The organism is Comamonas sp. JNW (assembly GCF_003105075.1).
In the GTDB taxonomy this organism is placed as follows: Bacteria; Pseudomonadota; Gammaproteobacteria; order Burkholderiales; family Burkholderiaceae_C; genus Comamonas; species Comamonas squillarum.
Genome location: NZ_QETI01000003.1, coordinates 62211 through 82206, shown reverse-complemented (window position 1 = coordinate 82206; position 19996 = coordinate 62211). Strand labels below are relative to the sequence as shown.

The window sequence follows — 19996 nt, the reverse complement described above, 5'->3', positions numbered from 1 at the left end:
GTTGAAGACTCAAATTATAGCCAGAAAAAACGGCCCAAATGGAAAGTTGAGGCTTTTTTTGAAAATAGTGCTTTTCGGCCCTATTTGCGGCGCACCGAGCGCACGCCCGATACCGTCGCCACAGAGGCCAGCACCTTGGCCAGCTTGCCCGAGTCCGACACCTCTACAGTGAACGTCATCCAGGCAGTGCCTTTGACAGACTGGGTCTGCACACCGATCACATTGGTCTTGTCACGCGCGAACAGCTCAGAGATGTCACGCAGCAGGCCCTGGCGGTCGTGGGCCTCCACGGCCACATCGACGGGGTAGACCGCTTCGGTCGAGCGCTGGCCATGGGTGGGCAGGCCCCACTCCACATCAATGCTGCGCTCGGGATTGCGGGCGCACATCTCGCGGAAGTTGCTGCAGTCGTGGCGGTGCACGCTCACGCCCTTGCCCCGCGTCACAAAGCCCCCGATGCGATCGGGCGGTGCGGGCTTGCAGCATTTGGCCAGTTGGGTCATCAGCGAATCAACGCCCACCACCAGCACGCCGCCCTTGCCCGAGCCCTCGGTGGCCTTGCGCGGGCGGCTCAGCACCATTTCATCATCGGCCTGCAGAGGCTCCGGGGGGCGCAGGATGTTCTCAATGGTGCGCAGCGACAACTCGTCCTTGCCCACCACCTCAAACAGTGCCTCTGCGGTCTTGAAGCCCAGCTGGTCGGCCAGGTCATCGTGCTTGAGCGCCGTCTTGCCTTCGCGCTGCAGGAGTTTCTCGACCAGCTCGCGGCCCCGGCTCACCGTCTCGTGCATGACCTGGGCATTGAACCAGGCGCGCACCTTGGCCTTGGCGCGCGAGCTGACCAGGTAGCCCAGCTCGGCATTGAGCCAGTCGCGCGATGGCCGCCCTTCCTTGACGGAGACGACCTCCACCGTCTGCCCGTTTTGCAGCGGTGTGTTGAGCGGCACCATCTGCCCATCGACCTTGGCACCCCGGCAGCGGTGGCCCAGATCGGTGTGCACCGAATAGGCAAAGTCCACCGGTGTAGCGCCCTGGGGCAGCTCAATGACGGCGGCATTGGGCGTCAGCACATAGATATGGTCGTCAAACAGGCCACTGTCCTGGGTCTGGCCGACCATGTCCTTGCGCCAGGCCAGCAGCTGGCGCAGCACCGCAATCTTGGCGTCGTAATCACTGGAGGCAGATACGCCGGCATAGCCCTTGGTGCCCGCTTCCTTGTAGGCCCAGTGGGCGGCCACACCGTTTTCGGCATGGTCGTGCATGGCCTGGGTGCGGATCTGAATCTCGATGGCCTTGCCGTGCTCGTCCCGCACCACCGTGTGCAGCGACTGGTAGCCATTGGGTTTGGGCCGGGCGATGTAGTCGTCAAACTCCGACTCCACCGGGCTGAAGGCCTCGTGCACGAAGGACAAGGCTGCATAGCAGTCCTTGACCGTGGGCACCACCACGCGCAGCGCACGGATATCGAAGAGCTGGTCAAAGCCCAGCGACTTGCCGCGCATCTTCTTGATGATGCTGTAGATATGCTTGGGGCGGCCAGCGACTGTCGCGCTGATGCTGTGCGCGCGCAGGTCGGATTCGAGCCGCTCGCGCAGGCCCACCATATAGAGCTCACGCTCGACCCGGGTCTCATCGAGCAGCTTGGCGATCTTCTTATAGGTATCGGGCTCCAGAAAGCGGAAAGCCAGGTCCTCGAGCTCCCACTTGATCTGCCAGATACCCAAGCGGTTGGCCAGCGGCGCAAAAACCTGCAGGCTCTCGCGCGCCACCGCGGGCGACACCGGCCCCTTGGTGGCCGCATACCAGCGCAAGGTTTGCAGGCGTGATGTCAGGCGCAGCATCACCACGCGCAAGTCGCGCGAGAACGCCAGCAGCATCTTGCGGATGTTCTCGGTCTGCGTAGCCGGGTCATCGACCAAGTGGCCGGCATCGGCCTGGCGCGCCTGCGCCTGCACCTTCATCAGCGCCACGGTCTCCACCGCCAGCACCGCATAGCTCTCGCCAAAGGCTTTGCCGATGACTTCGCGCGGCTTGTTCAGCTGCTCACTGGTGTGTACCAGGTAGGCAGCCGCCTGCATCGCTTCGGAGCCACCAATGTGCTTGAGGATGGCAGCGACGGCATCAGCGTGCTGCAGTGCGTTCTCGCCCGTATCCAGGGTCTCCTCGGCGATCAGCGGTACGGAAAAAGCGCGCGCCCGGGCCAGCACGTTGTCTTGCATCGGCAAGGCATTGGCAGTGGCAGCCACCAGCGGGGAGACGGGCTCCGGGGGAAGATATTCCGCGCCTGGCGCGGGCTGAGCGACTGCCGTAAGACTTTTCATGTTGTCACCACCATCACACCCCCTCCGGGGCGTGCGCTACGCACCGCATAAAAAAGCCAGCACGGCAGCCGTTTGATCAAAAGATACCAAGGTGGGCGCATGGCCGACACCGGGGAACTCCACCACCCGCGCCTTGGGGCCGCGTTCTGCCATAGATTGGGCCGTTTTCGCAGAAAGCAAGTCTGAATCTGCACCCCGCAGCACCAAGGTCACAGCCTCGATCTGGTCGTAGAGGCGCCACAGCAGTTGCTCGCCGGCGGCAGCCATCTCTGGGGTCATCGCCTGCATGGGCTGCGCAATGGCGGGGTCGTAATGCAGGCGCACACTGCCGCCAGCTTCGGGCCGCAGCATCGGGCGCGACAGCGCCAGCCATTCCTCATCGCTGTGCGGGCCAAAACCCTTGGAGAGCTGGCCCATGGACGCAACCGCCTCTTGCTCGGAGCCATACAGCATGTGCTGGCCCACATAGCTGCCAATACGTGCCAGCGCAGAGGCCTCGATGGTCGGCCCCACATCATTGAGCACCAGGCGGCGGATGGGTGCGGGCATCAGGGGCCGGATGCTGGGCTCACCGGCCAGGCCAATGCCGATGAGGCCACCCATGCTGGTGCCCACCCAATCGAGCTTGCCAATGGGCGCTGCGCCGTGCACCTGCTGGAGCAAGGCCAGCATATCGGCCACATACAAGGGGACCTGGTAGCCGGCCGGGTCTTCCAGCCAATCGCTGTAGCCGCGGCCCACCACATCCGGGCAGATCACCCGCGCCTGCAGCGACAGCTGCCGCGCCAGCACATCAAAATCACGCCCTTGCCGGGTCAGGCCATGGGCGCAGACGATCACATGCGGGTGATGCAGATCGCCCGTATCGTTCCACTCCCAATAGGCCATCCGGTGCGTGGCACCCTGGCGACCCGTGTCCGTATTCCCCGCCACCGCACAGGTGACATACTGCAAGCGTGGATCTTGGTACATGGCCCCTCTTATATAGAAGAACGCAGCGCTACCGGGCGAACCGTGGCTGGGGTTTGCCTTAGGATGGATGCATGCGTTTGCATGAATACTAACCGAGTAACTGGAGATATTGGATGTTGAAAGCAAAAACAGCGCTCGTCACCGGATCGACGAGCGGTATCGGATTGGGGATTGCCAAGGCGCTGGCGCGCCAGGGCGCCAACATCATCTTGAATGGCTTTGGCGACGCAGAAGGGCCCATCAAGGAAGTGCAGGACGTGATCACCAGCAGCGGCTCCGGCGCTCGGGTGGGCTACCACGGCGCCGACATGAGCAAGGCTGCCGACATCGAGGCCATGTTTGCCTATGCGACGCAGACCTTTGGCCGGGTGGACATCCTGATCAACAACGCCGGCATCCAGCATGTATCCAACGTACAGGACTTTCCGGTCGAGCGCTGGGATGCCATCATCGCCATCAACCTCACCAGCGCCTTCCACACCAGCCGGCTGGCATTGCCGCCCATGCAAAAGTCGGGCTGGGGCCGCATCATCAATATCGCCTCGGTCCATGGCCTGGTCGGCTCGGCCGGCAAATCCGCCTATGTCGCCGCCAAGCACGGCATTGTGGGCCTCACCAAGGTGACCGCGCTGGAGAACGCCGCCAGCGGCATCACCTGCAACGCCATCTGCCCGGGCTGGGTGCTCACGCCCCTGGTCCAAAAGCAGGTCGATGCCAAAGCTGCCCAAATGGGTGTCAGCAATGAAGAGGCCAAAAAGCTGCTGCTGGGCGAGAAGGAGCCCTCGATGCAGTTCACCACGCCCGAAGAGCTGGGCGAGCTGGCCGTGTTCTTCTGCTCACCGGCCGCCAACAATGTGCGCGGCGTGGCCTGGAACATGGATGGCGGCTGGGTAGCGCAATAATCTCCAGTCTGGGCGGCCCAGCCCAGCCACAACAAGGCGCGAAAGCGCCTTTTTTCAGGCCCTAAGCCACCAATGCATTAAACGCATAGATATGAAACATTTTTGAAAAACAGCATTCCTCCTTCCATAAAAGAGGCAATCTCAGCAAAAAATGCAGGAAAAAGTCGATTTTTGGCGTAAGAACCGTCCTCCCAAACTGCATATGTAACGCAAACTTTGTAACCATGGGTCAAAAAAGCGATGCCAGTTGCGCATTTTTCGCAAAAACCGGTCAAAATGTAAAAGTTACATATCAACCGGAGGATTCCACCCATGGTTACAGCAACCAATCGCGTCGACAAAATCTTGGTCGTTGATGATGACGCACGAATTCGCGATCTGCTGCGCCGCTATCTGTCGCATGAAGGCTTTGAAGTCATGATTGCCGAGGATGGCAAGGGCCTGCAGCGCATCTTGCTGCGTGAGACCGTGGATCTGATCGTGCTCGATTTGATGATGCCCGGTGAAGACGGACTGTCCATCTGCCGCCGCCTGCGCGCCAGCAACGACCGCACCCCCATCATCATGCTGACCGCGAAGGGTGAGGACGTGGACCGCATCGTGGGTCTGGAAGTCGGCGCCGATGACTACATCGGCAAGCCCTTTAACCCGCGCGAACTGCTGGCCCGTATCCACGCCGTGCTGCGCCGCCGCCCACCGCAAGAAGCGCCGGGCGCGCCATCGGGCGAGAACGAGGTGGTCAACTTCGGCCCCTTCACCTTTGACATGAGCACCCGCGTGCTGACCAAGGACGGCGAAGAGCTTCCCCTGACCACTGGCGAATTCGCGATGCTCAAGACCCTGGTGCGCCACCCACGCCAGCCGCTGTCGCGTGAAAAGCTGGCCCTGCTCGCGCGCGGCCGCGAGTTCGAGCCCTTCGACCGCAGTCTGGACGTGCAGGTTTCACGCCTGCGCAAGCTCGTCGAGGTCGACCCGGCAGCTCCTCGCTATATCCAGACCGTCTGGGGCGTGGGCTATGTGTTCGTACCCGATGGCGCCAACTGATTGTTGAGCCTGGCGCCCCAAAAACCGCCCCAGCTTGGCTGCGGGGCGGTTTTTTTATACCCCCACTGCCGGGCACAGCATGGTGTCCCGCCCGCTTTACAGCGAGAATGTACAGGCACTTCCGGCCTTTATTGACCCGACTTTTCTACACGCACACGGCCATGGCTCCCACCCCTGTTAACGACGCCGACCAATCCGGTCTGGCCCCTCTGGATGGCAGCGCCGCAGCGGCCGCGCACAGCAACAAGCGCACCCGCGTCGGCCTCAATCTTTTTTGGCGCACTTTCTTTTTGCTCGCCATCTTGCTGACCGGCAGCATCCTGGCCTGGGTGCAGACCCTGCGCTCGCTCGAGACCGAACCCCGCGCCATCCAGACGGCCCAGCAGATCGCCTCGCTGGTAAACCTCAGCCGTGCGGCGCTGATGCACTCCGATGCCATCGCCCGCGTCTCCCTCGTCAAGACCATGGCCGACCAGGAAGGCGTGCGCATTGTGCCGCGTGAGCCCAAGGATGTGTACGAGTCCATCGACAACTCCACCCCGCTGGGCGCGCGCCTGACGCAGGAAGTGACCAAACGCCTGGGCCCCAGCACCATCGTGGCCAGCAGCGTCAATGGCGAAGAAGGCCTGTGGGTGGGCTTCACTATCGATGGTGACCAGAACTGGTTCCTGATCGAGCCCTCGCGCTTCAACCCGGCTGGCGGCAAGACCTGGCTGGTGTGGGTGCTGACGGCCGCAGCGCTGTCGCTCGCTGGTGCAGCGGTGATCGCAGGCCTTATCAACCGGCCACTCAAGCAGCTGTCCAGCGCCACCAACCGGCTGCGCGAAGGCGACTTTGCCGCGCAACTCGACGAAGATGCCGTCACCAGCGAAATCCGTGAAGTGAACATCGGCTTCAACCGCATGAGCGAGCGCCTGTCCAAGCTCGAGCAAGACCGCGCGGTCATGCTGGCCGGCATCTCGCACGACTTGCGCACGCCGCTGGCCCGCCTGCGGCTGGAGACCGAGATGAGCGTGTTCGACCAGGTCGCGCGCGAGCACATGGTGGCCGACATCGTGCAGCTCGATGCCACCATCGACAAGTTCCTCGATTACGCCCGCCCCGACCATGCCGCCAAGCTCGCGCCGGTCAATGTTTACGGCGTCGTGTCCTCCTGCGTCTACGCCGTGCAGGACCACCAGGAGCTGCAGGTGCACATGAAGGTGCCCGAAGAGCTGATGGTCAATGCCGATGAGATCGAGCTCTCGCGCGTGCTGTCCAACGTGCTGGAAAACGCCCGCCGCTATGGCAAGACGCCAGGCGCCTCGCACACCCGCGTGGACATCACCGTCAAGTTCAGCGAAAGCACCGTCACCATCCGCATGCGCGACCATGGCCCGGGCGTCTCCAAGGACCAGCTGAGCAGCCTGACCAAGCCGTTTTACCGGGGTGACACAGCCCGCACGGCAGCCGCTGGTGCGGGCCTGGGTCTGTCGATCGTCGAGAAAACCGTGCAGCGCATGGGCGGGCGCTTGAGCATGGTCAATGCCTCGGATGGCAGCACGGGCCTGGTCACCAGCATCTACCTGCGCCGCGCGCCCGACCAGGCCATCGGCAAGGAGCCCAAGCGCCGCCTGCTGCGCCCACAGATCAAGCGGCACCTGCCGGGAGCCCCTACCAACCTGGCCGATCTGCAATAAGCCCCCTCGCCTGCCAGCGGCACGCGCCGCTGGCACAAAGCCACGTCTGTGCATAGAATGCAGGCACCCCGTTGCCCGCCTAGGAGTTGACATGCAAGCCCAGTGCCTTTGCGGTGCGGTCCATGTGACTGCCCCGACTGTCCAAGATGTCCATGTATGCCATTGCAGCATGTGCAGGCGCTGGGGCGAGGGCCCCGCCTTCACCTTGCATGGCGGCACCGAGGTGGAGTTGACGGGCCCCGTCACCCGCTATGCCTCCTCCCCCTGGGCCGAGCGCGCCTTTTGCAGCCATTGCGGCACGCATTTGTTCTACCGCCTGCTGGCCACCAACGAGCATTTTCTGTCGGCTGGCCTGTTCCAGGACGAGGACGGAATGCGGCTGGCCTCGCAGATCTTCATTGACGAAAAGCCTGCCTATTACGACCTGGCCAATGACACCCCCAAGCTCACTGGGGCGCAGGTGTTGGCGCAGTACGAAGAGACCTGAGCTGGTGCCTCACGGCAAGAAAGGATGACCGCCTCTCGCGGGCCGTCATCCTTTCTTGCCAGCGCTTGACTTAGGCCTGCTCGCCAGCCCGCACCAGCAGCACCACCGCACGGGCTTCCATCGCCGCACCCTGGCCTACCGGGCCCATCTTCTCGGCCGTTTTGGCCTTCACATTGACCTGGGTTTCATCAATGCCCAAGGTCTTGGCAATAGTGGCCCGCATCGCAGGAATATGCGGCGCCAGCTTGGGCGCCTGGGCAATGACGGTGCTATCCACGTTGTTGACCTGCCAGCCTTGGGCCGCCACACGGCGCATGGCCTCGGCCAGCAACACGGCCGAATCGGCACCCCGGAAAGCGGCATCGGTATCGGGAAAGTGCGATCCGATATCGCCCATGCCAGCGGCGCCCACCAAGGCATCGGTGATCGCATGCAGCAGCACATCGGCATCCGAATGGCCCAGCAGGCCGGTGGTGTGCGGCACCTGGATGCCGCCCAAAATCAGGTCCCGGCCGGGCACCAGCGCATGAATATCCCAACCCTCACCAATGCGCATTTGCAGCATGTGTATCCCTTATCTCGTCCGTTTACATCCGTACCCCAACGCGAGCCACCACAGGCCCGCCTAAGGAGCCGAGGCTGTGCAGCGCGTCGCCGGGGATTCAATCAAAAAGTGCCGCCACCTGGCTGTCGCCGCTGGCCATGCGCTGCAGCAGCAAGGCCTCGGCCAGCGCAAAGTCATCGGGGAAGGTGACCTTGAAGTTAAAGCTGCTGCCCGGCACCAGCCGGGGCTGCAAGCCCAGCGCCTCGATGGCACTGGCTTCGTCGGTCACATCGTTGCAGCGCTCCAGCGCTTCGAGCAGCGTACCGATGCGGAACATCTGCGGCGTCTGCGCCAGCCACTTGTCCACCCGGGGCAAGGTGCTGCTGACGCGGCTTTGGCCATGGGCATCGGTGGCAGCGGCCTTGAGTGTATCGGGCAATGGCAGTGCCAACAGGCCCCCCACCGTATCGGCCGCACATTCCTGCATCAGCTGCTCGATCTGGCCGGGCTTGATCAGGCAGCGCGCCGCATCATGCACCAGCACCCAGTCATGGGGCTGGGCCCCCAGGCCCGAATCACCCAGCAGGCTGCGCAGACCGCCAGCCACGGTATCGGCCCGGGTGGGGCCTCCGCAGGCGCTGATGGCAAAGCCCGGGCGCTGGTAGCGCTGCAAAAAATCATCGCCCGCGCTGACACCGACCAGCACACCCGAGAGCGGCTTGGCCGCCATGAAGGCGGCCAAGGTATGCAGCACCAGCGGCCAGCCCGCCACCTGTTGGTACTGCTTGGGCAGATGGGCGGGGCGCGCGGCATCCACCGCACGGGCGCCCACGCCGGCACATGGCAAAAAGGCCCAGAATTTGGCCACCACCTCCTGGCGCATCTCGCCCAGCGCCTGGGTCTGGGCGCCCGGGTCAGCCGGCAAGACGGCTGCTGGCACCGTCACCGGCGCAGCCACCTCGGGTGCAGCCCTGGGTACAGCAGGGATCAATTCGTTGCGGGTGGTCTGGTTCATGGGGGTATTTTAGAATGGAGCGGTTGCACGGTGCTGTCAGCCAGACCCGTGCTTTTGCTGTTTATTAAGCGGCCAGGGGCGCCCTTGTAGGGGGTGGCCTTGGCTGCACAGGCCCAGGCGCGGCATGCCGCCCCGGGCTGTCGTCCGTGTATGGACTGGTTCGGACCCCTATGGAACTCCCCAAACTCAACGCCGGAAAACGTTTTCAACTGCCCATGCCCCCGGGCAGCGCCGATGCCTTGCTGCTCGCGACCTTGGCCACCCGCGAGGCCGCAGCACAGCGCGTCACGGCCATCATCACCGCTGACGCGGGCGATGCCCACCGCCTGCAGGACGAGCTGGCGTTTTTTGCCCCCGAGCTGCGCATAGCCCTGTTCCCGGACTGGGAAACCCTGCCCTATGACACTTTCTCGCCGCACCAGGACCTGATCAGCGAGCGGCTCGCTGCGCTGTGGCGCATCAGCCAGGCCGAAGCCGATGTGGTGCTGATCCCGGCCACCACGGCGCTGTACCGCCTGGCACCGCCCTCCTTTTTGGCGGGCTACACCTTTGCGTTCCAGGCTGGGCAAAAGCTCGATGAGGCGCGCCTCAAGGCCCAGCTGACGCTGGCCGGCTACAACCATGTCTCCCAGGTGGTGAGCCACGGCGAGTACTCGGTGCGCGGCGGCCTGATCGATCTGTACCCGATGGGCTCGCTCGTGCCCTACCGGGTCGACCTGTTCGATGACGAGATCGACTCCATCCGCACCTTTGACCCCGACACCCAGCGCAGCCTCTACCCGGTCAAGGATGTGCGCCTGCTGCCCGGGCGCGAATTCCCGATGGATGACGAGGCCCGCACGCGCTTTCGCAACAAGTGGCGCGAGATGCTCGAAGGCGACCCGACCAAGAGCCGCATCTACAAGGACATGGGCAACGGCGTGGCCACGGCCGGTATCGAGTACTACCTGCCGCTGTTCTTTGACGAGACCGCGACCGTGTTTGATTACCTGGGCAGCCAGGCCACCTTGGTGCTGCATGGCGATATCGAGCCGGCCTTCCAGCGCTTTTGGCAGGACACACGCGACCGCTACCGCCTGGTGCAGGGTGACCCCGAGCGCCCGGTGCTACCGCCCGACAGCCTGTTCCTGAGCCCCGACCAGTTCTACGCCACCGCCAAGCAGATGGCCCAGCTGTCGCTGCGTCCGCAGTTGGAAGACGTGGAGCACAGCGCCATCTTCCAAAAGCTGGGCGACCTGGCTGTGGTGCGCGGCGCCGAGGACCCGCTCGCCAAGCTGCAGCAGCACATTGCCCAGCGCCAGGCCCGCACCTTGCTGCTGGCCGAGAGCGATGGCCGGCGCGAGAGCCTGCTCGACTTCTTCCGCGCCAGCGGCCTCAACCCGCCAGCCTTTGATTCGCTGGCCGAGTTCCAGCAGACCACGGATGAGCCCGTCGGCATTGCCACAGCGGCGCTCGCCAAGGGCTTTCGCTGGGCCGAGCAAGGCATTGACTTTGTCACCGAGACCGAGCTGTTTGCTGCCACCGGCGGCGCCCGCCGCAAGCGCCGCCAGGAGCAGGCCAGCGATGTCGAGGCGCTGATCAAGGACCTGTCCGAGCTCAAGGTGGGCGACCCGGTCGTCCATGCCCAGCACGGCATCGGCCGCTACCATGGCCTCATCAACATGGATGTGGGCCAGAAGAACCCCGATGGCACACCGGCGCTGCAGGAGTTCCTGCACCTGGAATATGCCGACAAGGCCGTGCTCTATGTGCCAGTCAGCCAGCTCGCGCAGATCAGCCGCTACACCGGCGTGTCGGCCGAAGAGGCCCCCTTGCACAAGCTGGGCAGCGGCCAGTGGGAAAAGGCCCGCCGCAAGGCCGCCGAGCAGGTGCGCGACACCGCCGCCGAGCTGCTCAACATCTATGCCCGCCGCGCCGCCCGCGAAGGCCATGCCTTCCGCTACAGCCCGCAGGACTACGAGCAGTTCGCCAACGACTTCGGCTTTGAGGAAACCGCCGACCAGCGCGCCGCCATCCATGCGGTGATCCAGGACATGATCTCGCCCCAGCCGATGGACCGTCTGGTTTGCGGCGATGTGGGCTTTGGCAAGACCGAGGTCGCCTTGCGCGCGGCCTTTGTGGCCGTCACCGGTGGCAAGCAGGTGGCCCTGCTCGCGCCCACCACCTTGCTGGCAGAGCAGCACTACCAGACCCTGGCCGACCGCTTCTCCAAGTGGCCGATCAAGGTGGCGCTGGTGTCGCGCTTTCGCTCGGGCAAGGAAGTGAACACCACGATCAAGGGGCTCGATGACGGCACCGTCGACATCGTTGTCGGCACGCACAAGCTGCTGTCCGAAAAAACCCAGTTCAAGAACCTGGGCCTGCTGATCATCGATGAAGAGCACCGCTTTGGCGTGCGCCACAAAGAGGCGATGAAGGCCATGCGGGCCGAGGTCGATGTGCTCACGCTGACGGCCACCCCGATTCCGCGCACCATGGGCATGGCGCTCGATGGCCTGCGCGATCTGTCGGTGATTGCCACCGCGCCGCAGCGCCGCCTGGCGATCAAGACCTTTGTGCGCAGCGAAGGCACCGGTGTGATTCGCGAAGCCGTGCTGCGTGAGTTGAAGCGCGGCGGCCAGTGCTACTTTCTGCACAACGAGGTCGAGACCATCGAGAACCGCCGCCAGAAGCTCGAAGAGATCCTGCCCGAGGCCCGCATCGCCGTGGCCCACGGCCAGATGCCCGAGCGTGAGCTCGAGCGCGTGATGCGCGACTTTGTGGCCCAGCGCTACAACATCCTGCTGTGCTCGACCATCATCGAGACCGGCATCGACGTGCCCAGCGCCAACACCATCATCATCAGCCGCGCCGACAAGTTTGGCCTGGCGCAGCTGCACCAGCTGCGCGGCCGGGTGGGCCGCAGCTACCACCAGGCCTATGCCTATCTGATGGTGCCGGACTTGGACGGCCTGACCAAGCAGGCTGCGCAGCGCCTCGAAGCCATCCAGCAGATGGAAGAGCTGGGCAGCGGTTTTTACCTGGCCATGCATGACCTGGAGATCCGGGGCGCGGGCGAGGTGCTGGGCGACAACCAGAGCGGCAACATGATGGAGATCGGCTACCAGCTCTACAACGAGATGCTGTCCGAGGCCGTGCGCAGCTTGAAGGAAGGCAAGGAGCCCGACCTGCTCAGCCCCCTGTCTGCTGCCACCGACATCAACCTGCATGCCCCGGCGCTGCTGCCCAACGACTACTGCGGCGATGTACACCTGCGCCTGTCGTTCTACAAAAAGCTGGCGACTGCCAAGACCAGCGAGCAGATCGACCACCTGCTCGAAGAGATCGTGGACCGCTTTGGCAAGCTGCCATCGCAGGCCCAGACCTTGGTGGATGTACACCGCCTGCGCGTGCTCTGCGAGCCCTTTGGCGTGCAAAAGGTCGATGCCGCGCCCGGTGTGATCAACATTACCTTCCACCCCAACCCGCCGATCGAGCCGATGACCATCATCGGCCTGATCCAGAAGAACAAGGCCATCAAGCTGGCGGGCAACGACAAACTGCGCATCGAGCGCGCGCTGCCCGAGGTCAAGGACCGCGTGCAGATGGTGCGCGATGTGGTGCGCAGCCTGGGCAAGCCCGTTTCGGCCGCTCAGACCGCTGTGGCCACGGCCTGAGCGGCCTTTGCCCATCCCGCAGCCCGTTTATCATTCCCCTACCCTCACCCCTCAAAAGCTCCCATGAGTGCCTCTACCGAATTCGCCCCTGGCCTGACGATCCAGAACCTGGCCACGCCGCAAAAGCTGTCCAACTACAAGCTGATCGCGTTCGACATGGACTCGACCCTGATCACCATCGAGTGCATCGACGAGATCGCCGACATCACCGGCAAGAAGGCCGAGGTGGCCGCGATCACCGAGGCGGCGATGCGCGGCGAGATCACCGACTACAAGGACAGCCTGCGCCAGCGCATGGCCCTGCTCCAGGGTGTGCCGATGGCCGCCATCGAGCGCGTGCTGCAAGAGCGCCTGACCCTGACCCCCGGCGCCAAGACCCTGGTCGATGCGGCGCATGCGGCCGGCCTCAAGGTGCTGCTGGTCTCGGGCGGCTTCACCTTTTTTGCCGACCATGTCAAAAGCCTGCTGGGCATCGACTTTGTGCGCGCCAACCAGTTCGAGGTCAAGGACGGCCAGCTGACCGGCGGCCTCATCGACCAGAGCTGGGGCGATATCTGCGACGGTGAAGAAAAGCGCAGCACCGTGCTGGGCCTGGCGTCGCTGATGGGCATCACGCCCGAGCAGGTGATTGCCGTGGGCGATGGCAGCAACGACCTGCCGATGATGCGGGCCGTGGGCCTGTCGGTCGCCTTCCACGCCAAGCCGCGCGTGCGCGCCGAAGCCAAGGTGGCGATCAACACCGGCGGGCTCGATCGCCTGCTGGAAGTGCTGGGCTGATAGCCCCGTCCGATCCGGCCGCACAACAACGGGAGCCATGTGCTCCCGTTTTCCGTTCTGTCCCAGCCGCTGGGCCATCTCATCTAAAACCCCAACACCCAACCCCAGCTTAGGCAGCGCGCCCTGCCGCCAGGGCCCAAGCACCCTACACTCAGTCACTTGCATGTAACACCAAGTGAAGCGCTATGAACACCCGCTCCTGGCTGGAAAAGCTGGTCGCATTCGACACCACCAGCCGCAACTCCAACCTCGCCCTGATCGAAACCGTGCGTGACGCACTGGCCCTCCAGGGTCTGAAGGCTGAGCTGATCCACTCACCCGAAGGCGACAAGGCCAACCTGTTTGCCACCCTGCCTGCCGATGACGGCAGCACCCAGGGCGGCATCGTGCTGTCGGGCCACACCGATGTGGTGCCGGTCGACGGCCAGAACTGGGACAGCGATCCCTTCAGCCTGACCGAAAAGGAAGGCCGGCTCTACGGCCGTGGCAGCGCCGACATGAAGGGCTTTATCGCCGCATCGGTCGCGCTGGTGCCCGAGTTCCTCGCCATGCCGCGCAAAAAGCCCATCCACCTGGCGCTGTCGTATGACGAGGAAGTGGGCTGTGCAGGCGCCCCGGTGATGCTGCGCGCCTTGAAGGCACGCGGTCAGCAGGCCGATGGCTGCGTGGTGGGCGAGCCCACCAGCATGCAGGTGGTGGTCGCGCACAAGGGCATCAACCTGTACCGCTGCAAGGTGCATGGCAAGGCAGCGCATTCGTCGCTGACCCCCAAGGGCTGCAATGCCATCGAGTACGCCGCACGCCTGATCTGCCATATCCGCGATGTGGCCGACCAGTTCAAGGCCAACGGCCCCTATGACGAGTTCTATGACGTGCCGTTCACGACCATGACCACCAACCAGATCTCGGGCGGCATCGCCGTAAACACCATCCCCGAGCTGTGCGAGTTCAACTACGAGTTCCGCAACCTGCCGGGCATGACGGCCGAGAGCATCCAGGCCAAGGTGCAAAGCTATGTGACCGGCGAGCTGCTGCCGCGCATGCGCCGCGAGTTTGCCGATGCCCGCATCGACATCGAAACCGGCCCCGCCGCCCCCGCGCTGGAAGCGAGCGAGCAAGCGGCCATCACCGCGCTGGTGCGTGCGCTGACCGCCGACCAGGCCACGCGCAAGGTGGCCTATGGCACCGAGGCAGGCCTGTTCCAGAACCTGGGCATCCCCACCGTCGTCTGCGGCCCCGGCAATATCGAGCAGGCGCACAAGCCCAACGAGTTTGTCGAGATCAGCCAGCTCGAGGCCTGCGAGCGCTTCCTGCGCAAGCTGGGCCAGTCGCTCTGATTTAAAATACGCACTGCGGCTGCAAGGCTTGCCACCGAGCCCACCCTGCCCCAGGGTGGGCTTTTTATCTTCTGCCAGAAACCGGCGCCAGCGAATGCTGCTGCAGCCTTCACGTACCATTGCGCCCATGAGCACCCAATACGAAGCCCTCAAAGCCCCCGAGCTGTACCTCAGCGCCTTCCAGGTAGAGCCCCCTGCAGAGATGGGCGAGCGCAAGATGACGCCGCGCCGGCCCGGCTTCTTTATCACCACCAGCCTGACAGGCGCCACCGATGCCGAGAACGCCGCGCGCAAGGCGGCCCTGGCCGAGCAGGCTGCTGCAGAAGCGGCAGCGAGCGGCGCCCCCGCCGATGCCGAGCCCGCGCCCGCTGCTGCGCCGCTGGTCACACCCCGCCTGCTGGTGCCCGCGCAATGGGGCCTGGTGCCGCACTGGGTCAAATCGGCCTCCGATGGCCAGCTGCGCGCCACCAAGCTGGTGAATGTCAAATCCGACAACGCCTCCACCAGCACCGCCTTTCGCGATGCATGGCTGAACAACCAGCGCTGCATCGTGCCGATGATGGCCTTTGTCACCGACGACTACCGCACCGGCAAGGCCAAGCCCACGCGCATTGCCCGCGTTGACGGCCTGCCGATGGGTGTCGCCGGCATCTGGTCCCGCTGGACCGACGACAACGGCACCGAGCTGCTCAGCTACGCGATCATTACCGTCAACGCCAATGCCCATGCGCTGATGAACCGCTACCAGCAGCCCGGCAACGACAAGACCATGCCCGCCATCCTCAACGAAGGCGCCTATGACGCCTGGCTGCGTTCATCGGCCTACAAGGCCAAGGAATTTCTGCGCGCCTACCCCGCGCAAAAGCTGCTGGCCAACCCGGTCGAGAAGGGCCGCAAGAACCCGCTGGGGATTTGATGCATGGCCAGGCGCATTCACAACGCTGTAGTCCGCCAAGAGCTTCAAGCCAAGCCGCGCAACCTATAGTTGGCAGAGTTTTCATGACACCCTGCTCTCCATGTTTCGTTGGCTGACCTCTTTTCTTGTACCCAACTCCGCTGCAGATACAGCAGCCCGGCCGCCTGTCGCTGCGGCCCAGATTGCCATGTCTCAGGGCGAGCCACTCGTCTTGGCCTCCGTCATGCAGGATGCCAACGGGCTGCCCCTGTTCGACTGGTCGGCGGTGTCCGAATGGGTTTCGCATCTGCCAGACCCTGAGGAACAGGCCCAGGCCTGGAGCATGGCAGAGCGCGCTTGGTTTGACCATCTGTCCATAGCGCTGGGGCCAGACTTTCGGGTGCGCGAACACGGCACGGCGCTCCTGCTGTCCAACCTCGATCCGGTGGTCTCCAAGGCCATGCTGAGCTACATCGATAAAAGCGCCCAGCGGATCCTGCAGGTGCTGGAGGGCGTGGCCGAAGTACCGCTCTGGGGCCATGACCTGGTCATCGTGTTCCAGGACAAGGAGAGCTACTACCGCTATGTCGCGCACTATTACCCGGACGCGGGTGAGTATGCAGAAAGCAGCGGTATGTACATCCAGGCCGGATGCGGGCATTTTGTGACCATGGCCGACAGCCTCCAAGCGCTGGAGCCTGTCATCGTGCATGAACTCAGCCACGCCTACGTCCACCACTTGCCGCTGCCCACCTGGCTGAACGAAGGCTTGGCCGTCAATACCGAGCAGCGCCTGAGTCCGGCGGCCGGCATGCGCCCAGACCTCCCCAAGATGCATGCACGCCACCAATCGTTCTGGAATGCCGGGCGCATCCAGTCCTTCTGGAATGGCCAATCGTTCTCGCAAACCGGTGCGTCGAACGAGCTGTCCTACGATCTGGCGCGCTTGCTGGTCTCCCACCTGGCGGCGGATTGGACAGCCTTCCGTCCCTTTGCATTGCAGGCCCACCAGCAAGATGGTGGCGCCCAAGCGGCAAGCGACTGCCTGGATATTGCCTTGGGCGCCTGGGTGTGTGCGCTGCTCGATCGGGAGCCCTCTGCCGATTGGGAGCCAACACCTGCTTTGTGGACCTCCGTGGAATAGCGTCGGCGGTTCCGTCAACTGCCGCAAGCCCAAGATCGCAGATCGATCACCCACGCGGATGGTGCTGGCTGTGCAGCACCTTGAGGCGCTCGCGCGCCACATGGGTGTAGATGGTGGTGGTGGAGATGTCGGCGTGGCCCAGCAGCAGCTGCACGACGCGCAGATCGGCGCCATGGTTGAGCAGGTGCGTGGCAAAGGCGTGACGCAGGGTGTGGGGCGAGAGCGGCGCAGTGATGCCAGCGCGCTGCGCATATTTTTTGACGATCATCCAGAACGCAACCCGCGTCATGCCGCTGCCGCGCTGGGTGACAAACAGGTCCGCGCTTTGCCGCCCGGCCAGAATGGCGGGCCGGCTCTCGGCCAGGTACTGCTCCAGCCACTGCTGGGCCACCTGGCCAAAGGGCACCAGCCGCTCCTTGCTGCCTTTGCCCACCACGCGCACGATGCCGTCGGCCAGGCTGAGCTGCACGCTTTGCAGCTCGACCAGCTCCGACACGCGCAGGCCGCTGGCATACATCAGCTCCAGCATCGCGCGGTCACGCAGGCCCAGCGGGTTGCCGGCGTCGGGGGCTTCGAGCAGGGCCTCCACCATGGCCGAGGTCATCGTCTTGGGCACGCGCAGCGGCTGGCGCGCTGCCAGCATGCGCAACGTGGGATCGGCGCTGATCAGCGACTCGCGCAGCGCCCAGTGGAAAAAGCGCCGCAGCACTGTGAGGCGCCTGTTGGCCGTGCTGGCCTTGTCGCCCATGCGCGTGGCAAAAAAGGCCTGCAGCTGGGCCTCATCGCTGCGCTCGAGCGCCTGGCCGCGGTGCTCCTCGGCCAGCCACTGGCCGTAGAGCGCCAGGTCGCGCCGGTAGGCCGCCAAGGTGTTGCGCGCCAGGCCGTCTTCGAGCCACACCGCATCGATAAAGCGGTCAATCACCGGGTGCGCCGCTGCAGTGCGGGCCGGGTCGGCGGCAGGGGCTGAAGGGGCTATCGGGGGTTTTGCAGATCGTGGAGCGCTTGCCATGCCCGGCATCATGGCATGAAAAAAGCCGCCGGCTTGCGCGGGCGGCTTGGGACTTTATGAGTCGGGATCAGTCCAGCTTCAGGTCCTGCTTCTTGACCACGTCCTTGTAGACGTCGAACTCGGCCTTGATCTGCTCGGCGAACTGCTCGGGCGTGTTGCCCACCACCAGCGAGCCGGTGTCTTCGATGCGCTTCTTCACCGCAGGGTCGGCCAGCACCTTCTTGGTGGCGGCATTGATGCGGTCCACCACATCCTTGGACACGCCCTTGGGCGCGAGGATGCCGTAGAAAGCCATGCGGTTCACCGGCTCCAGGCCCACTTCCTTGAAGGTCGGCACATTGGGCAGCACCGCCAGGCGCTCGGGCGCGGCCACGACGATAGGCACCAGACGGTTGTCCTTCACAAAAGGCAGGGTTGAGGGCAGGTTGTCCAGGATCATGTTGACCTGGCCGGCCACTGTGTCGTTGAGTGCCGGGCCCGCACCGCGGTAGGCGATGTGGGTCATCTGGATGCCGGTCAGGCTCTTGTATAGCTCCATCAGCATGTGCTGGATGCCGCCGGTGCCGGACGACGAGTAGGCGTACTTGTTGGGATTCTTCTTGAGCTCGGCCTCGAACTCCTTGTAGTCCTTGGCTGGGAACTTCGGGTTCACCGCAATGATGTTGGGCGTAGCCGCCACATTGATGATGGGCGTGAAGTCCTTGATCGGGTCGTAGGAGATCTTGGGGTTGATCGCCGGGTTGGTGGCCACCGTAGAGACGGTCGCAATACCCAGGGTGTAACCGTCGGCCGCTGCGCGCACCGTTTCCACCGCACCGATGGTGCCGCCCGCACCACCCTTGTTGTCCACCACCACGGGCTGGCCCAGCTCCTTGCCCAGGGGGTCAGCGATCACGCGCGCAATGATATCGGTGGTGCCGCCAGCTGCAAAAGGAACGATCAGGCGAATGGGCTTGTTAGGGTATTTTGTATCGGCCAGAGCGCCAGTGCTCAAGGTGGCTGCGGCAGCAGCGATCAAGGTCAGGCCCACGAGAGAGCGACGTTGCATGATGAATCTCCTCATTTGAAATGGTGTGGCCGTCGTTCGCGTGCCGGTGGATGACCCGCATGGCGCACGGCCACGTAATGCTTTTTCAGCACAGCGCGTTTATACCGGATTAATACGTCCGCAACCGTGCTGCAACCGCACAAAAAGCGCGTGATTTCCCTAGGATTTCCCTAGAAAAGCGCACGCGCTTTGAGGCAGAACAGACGAGGGACGGGGATCAGTCCAGCTGGATGCCCTGCTTGTCCACCACCGCCTTGTAGGCCGCGTATTCGTCCTTCATCTGCTGGGCAAACACCTCAGGCGTCGTGCCCAGAATGTCCGAGCCGGTCTCTGCGATGCGCTTTTGCACGTTCGGGTCTTCCAGCGCCTTTTTGGTGGCCGCGTTGATTTTGTCAACTATCTCCTTGGGCAGGTTCTTGGGGCCGACGATGCCGTAATAGGCACTGCGGTTGACCACGGGAACGCCCACTTCGGTGAACGTGGGGATGGACTCCAGCCCGGCCACGCGCTTGGGCGCGGCGACCACGATGGCGCGCAGGCGCTTGTCGCGGATAAAGGGGTAGGCCGAGGGCAGGTTGTCAAAAATCATGTTGACCTGGCCGGCGACCGTGTCGTTCAGCGCCGGGCCGCCGCCCCGGTAGGGAATGTGCACCACGTTCACGCCGGTTTCGGACTTGAGCATTTCCATCAGCAAATGGGCAATGCTGCCGGTGCCGGGCGTTGCATACGAGTACTTGCCGGGGTTCTTCTTGAGCTCGGCAATGAACTCCTGGTAGTTGGTGGCCGGAAAGCTCGGGTGCACCGCAATCACATTGGGCGTCGCCGCCACATTGATGATGGGTGTGAAATCGCGCTGCACGTTGTAGGGCATCTTGGGGTTGACGGCCGGGTTGGTGGCCGTGGTCGACACCGTCGCGATGCTCAGGGTGTAGCCATCGGGCTGGGCACGCGCGGCTTCGGCCGCGCCCACGGTGCCGCCGCCACCGCTCTTGTTGTCCACCACCACCGGCTGGCCGAGGGCCTTGGACAGCGGCTCCGAGATCACGCGCGCCACGATGTCGGTGGTGCCGCCTGCGGCAAACGGCACGATCAGGCGGATGGGCTTGTTGGGATAGGGATCAGCGGCCAGGGCAGCGCTGCTGCCCAGCGCCAGTGCCATGGCCAGG

At 64.1% G+C, this 19996-nt stretch carries 16 protein-coding genes; 9 read left to right on the top strand and 7 right to left on the bottom strand.

From position 1 onward, the window contains the following. Nucleotides 1-80 precede the first annotated feature (80 nt). Together DCO45_RS06030 and DCO45_RS06025 are read right to left on the bottom strand one after the other, a co-directional pair. A complete protein-coding gene (locus tag DCO45_RS06030; RefSeq protein ID WP_243419281.1) occupies nucleotides 81-2219 on the bottom strand; it encodes a bifunctional (p)ppGpp synthetase/guanosine-3',5'-bis(diphosphate) 3'-pyrophosphohydrolase in 2139 nt (712 codons plus the stop codon). 138 nt (nucleotides 2220-2357) lie between these two features. Then, complete coding sequence (locus DCO45_RS06025; RefSeq protein ID WP_243419261.1) at nucleotides 2358-3293, bottom strand: alpha/beta hydrolase; 936 nt, start codon at nucleotides 3291-3293, stop codon at nucleotides 2358-2360. A 113-nt stretch (nucleotides 3294-3406) separates the two neighbouring features. On the opposite strand from DCO45_RS06025, the gene DCO45_RS06020 reads away from it, so the two are divergent. The 4 genes from DCO45_RS06020 (at nucleotide 3407) to DCO45_RS06005 (ending at nucleotide 7405) form a co-directional block, all read left to right on the top strand. After that, nucleotides 3407-4195, top strand: a complete 789-nt coding sequence (locus DCO45_RS06020; protein ID WP_116924991.1) for a 3-hydroxybutyrate dehydrogenase — start codon at nucleotides 3407-3409, stop codon at nucleotides 4193-4195. Nucleotides 4196-4507: 312 nt separating this feature from the next. Further along, on the top strand, nucleotides 4508-5239 hold the full coding sequence (gene ompR, locus DCO45_RS06015) for a two-component system response regulator OmpR (protein ID WP_021027409.1): 732 nt from the start codon (nucleotides 4508-4510) through the stop codon (nucleotides 5237-5239). Nucleotides 5240-5400: 161 nt separating this feature from the next. After that, complete coding sequence (locus DCO45_RS06010) at nucleotides 5401-6918, top strand: sensor histidine kinase (RefSeq protein WP_116924990.1); 1518 nt, start codon at nucleotides 5401-5403, stop codon at nucleotides 6916-6918. Nucleotides 6919-7009: 91 nt separating this feature from the next. Then, nucleotides 7010-7405, top strand: coding sequence for a GFA family protein (locus DCO45_RS06005; protein ID WP_116924989.1), 396 nt, complete (start codon nucleotides 7010-7012; stop codon nucleotides 7403-7405). A gap of 70 nt (nucleotides 7406-7475) precedes the next feature. Here DCO45_RS06005 and ispF read toward each other — a convergent pair whose 3' ends face one another. Next, entirely contained in the window at nucleotides 7476-7961 is a 486-nt protein-coding gene (ispF, locus tag DCO45_RS06000; RefSeq protein ID WP_116925242.1) for a 2-C-methyl-D-erythritol 2,4-cyclodiphosphate synthase, read from the bottom strand. A 106-nt stretch (nucleotides 7962-8067) separates the two neighbouring features. Then, the gene (locus DCO45_RS05995) at nucleotides 8068-8832 is read right to left on the bottom strand and encodes a 2-C-methyl-D-erythritol 4-phosphate cytidylyltransferase (RefSeq protein WP_116925241.1); all 765 of its coding nucleotides are present in this window, start codon (nucleotides 8830-8832) and stop codon (nucleotides 8068-8070) included. Between the two features lie 302 nt (nucleotides 8833-9134). Here DCO45_RS05995 and mfd point away from each other — a divergent pair, with 302 nt between their 5' ends. From mfd to DCO45_RS05970, 5 genes are all read left to right on the top strand, one after another. After that, a complete protein-coding gene (gene mfd / locus DCO45_RS05990) occupies nucleotides 9135-12620 on the top strand; it encodes a transcription-repair coupling factor (protein ID WP_116924988.1) in 3486 nt (1161 codons plus the stop codon). Nucleotides 12621-12683: 63 nt separating this feature from the next. Continuing rightward, nucleotides 12684-13397, top strand: a complete 714-nt coding sequence (serB, locus tag DCO45_RS05985) for a phosphoserine phosphatase SerB (protein WP_116924987.1) — start codon at nucleotides 12684-12686, stop codon at nucleotides 13395-13397. A 185-nt stretch (nucleotides 13398-13582) separates the two neighbouring features. After that, on the top strand, nucleotides 13583-14734 hold the full coding sequence (gene argE, locus DCO45_RS05980) for an acetylornithine deacetylase (protein WP_116924986.1): 1152 nt from the start codon (nucleotides 13583-13585) through the stop codon (nucleotides 14732-14734). Between the two features lie 127 nt (nucleotides 14735-14861). Next, nucleotides 14862-15650, top strand: coding sequence for an SOS response-associated peptidase family protein (locus DCO45_RS05975; RefSeq protein WP_116925240.1), 789 nt, complete (start codon nucleotides 14862-14864; stop codon nucleotides 15648-15650). Between the two features lie 223 nt (nucleotides 15651-15873). Beyond that, nucleotides 15874-16773 (top strand): hypothetical protein, encoded by a 900-nt coding sequence (locus DCO45_RS05970; protein ID WP_165841127.1) that lies wholly within the window; start codon nucleotides 15874-15876, stop codon nucleotides 16771-16773. A gap of 46 nt (nucleotides 16774-16819) precedes the next feature. Here DCO45_RS05970 and xerD read toward each other — a convergent pair whose 3' ends face one another. The 3 genes from xerD to DCO45_RS05955 form a co-directional block, all read right to left on the bottom strand. Beyond that, nucleotides 16820-17782, bottom strand: a complete 963-nt coding sequence (gene xerD, locus DCO45_RS05965) for a site-specific tyrosine recombinase XerD (RefSeq protein ID WP_116925239.1) — start codon at nucleotides 17780-17782, stop codon at nucleotides 16820-16822. Nucleotides 17783-17849: 67 nt separating this feature from the next. Next, nucleotides 17850-18830, bottom strand: coding sequence for a tripartite tricarboxylate transporter substrate binding protein BugE (locus DCO45_RS05960; protein ID WP_027011016.1), 981 nt, complete (start codon nucleotides 18828-18830; stop codon nucleotides 17850-17852). 217 nt (nucleotides 18831-19047) lie between these two features. Continuing rightward, nucleotides 19048-19989 (bottom strand): tripartite tricarboxylate transporter substrate binding protein BugE, encoded by a 942-nt coding sequence (locus DCO45_RS05955; RefSeq protein WP_243419280.1) that lies wholly within the window; start codon nucleotides 19987-19989, stop codon nucleotides 19048-19050. Between the last annotated feature and the right edge of the window lie 7 nt (nucleotides 19990-19996).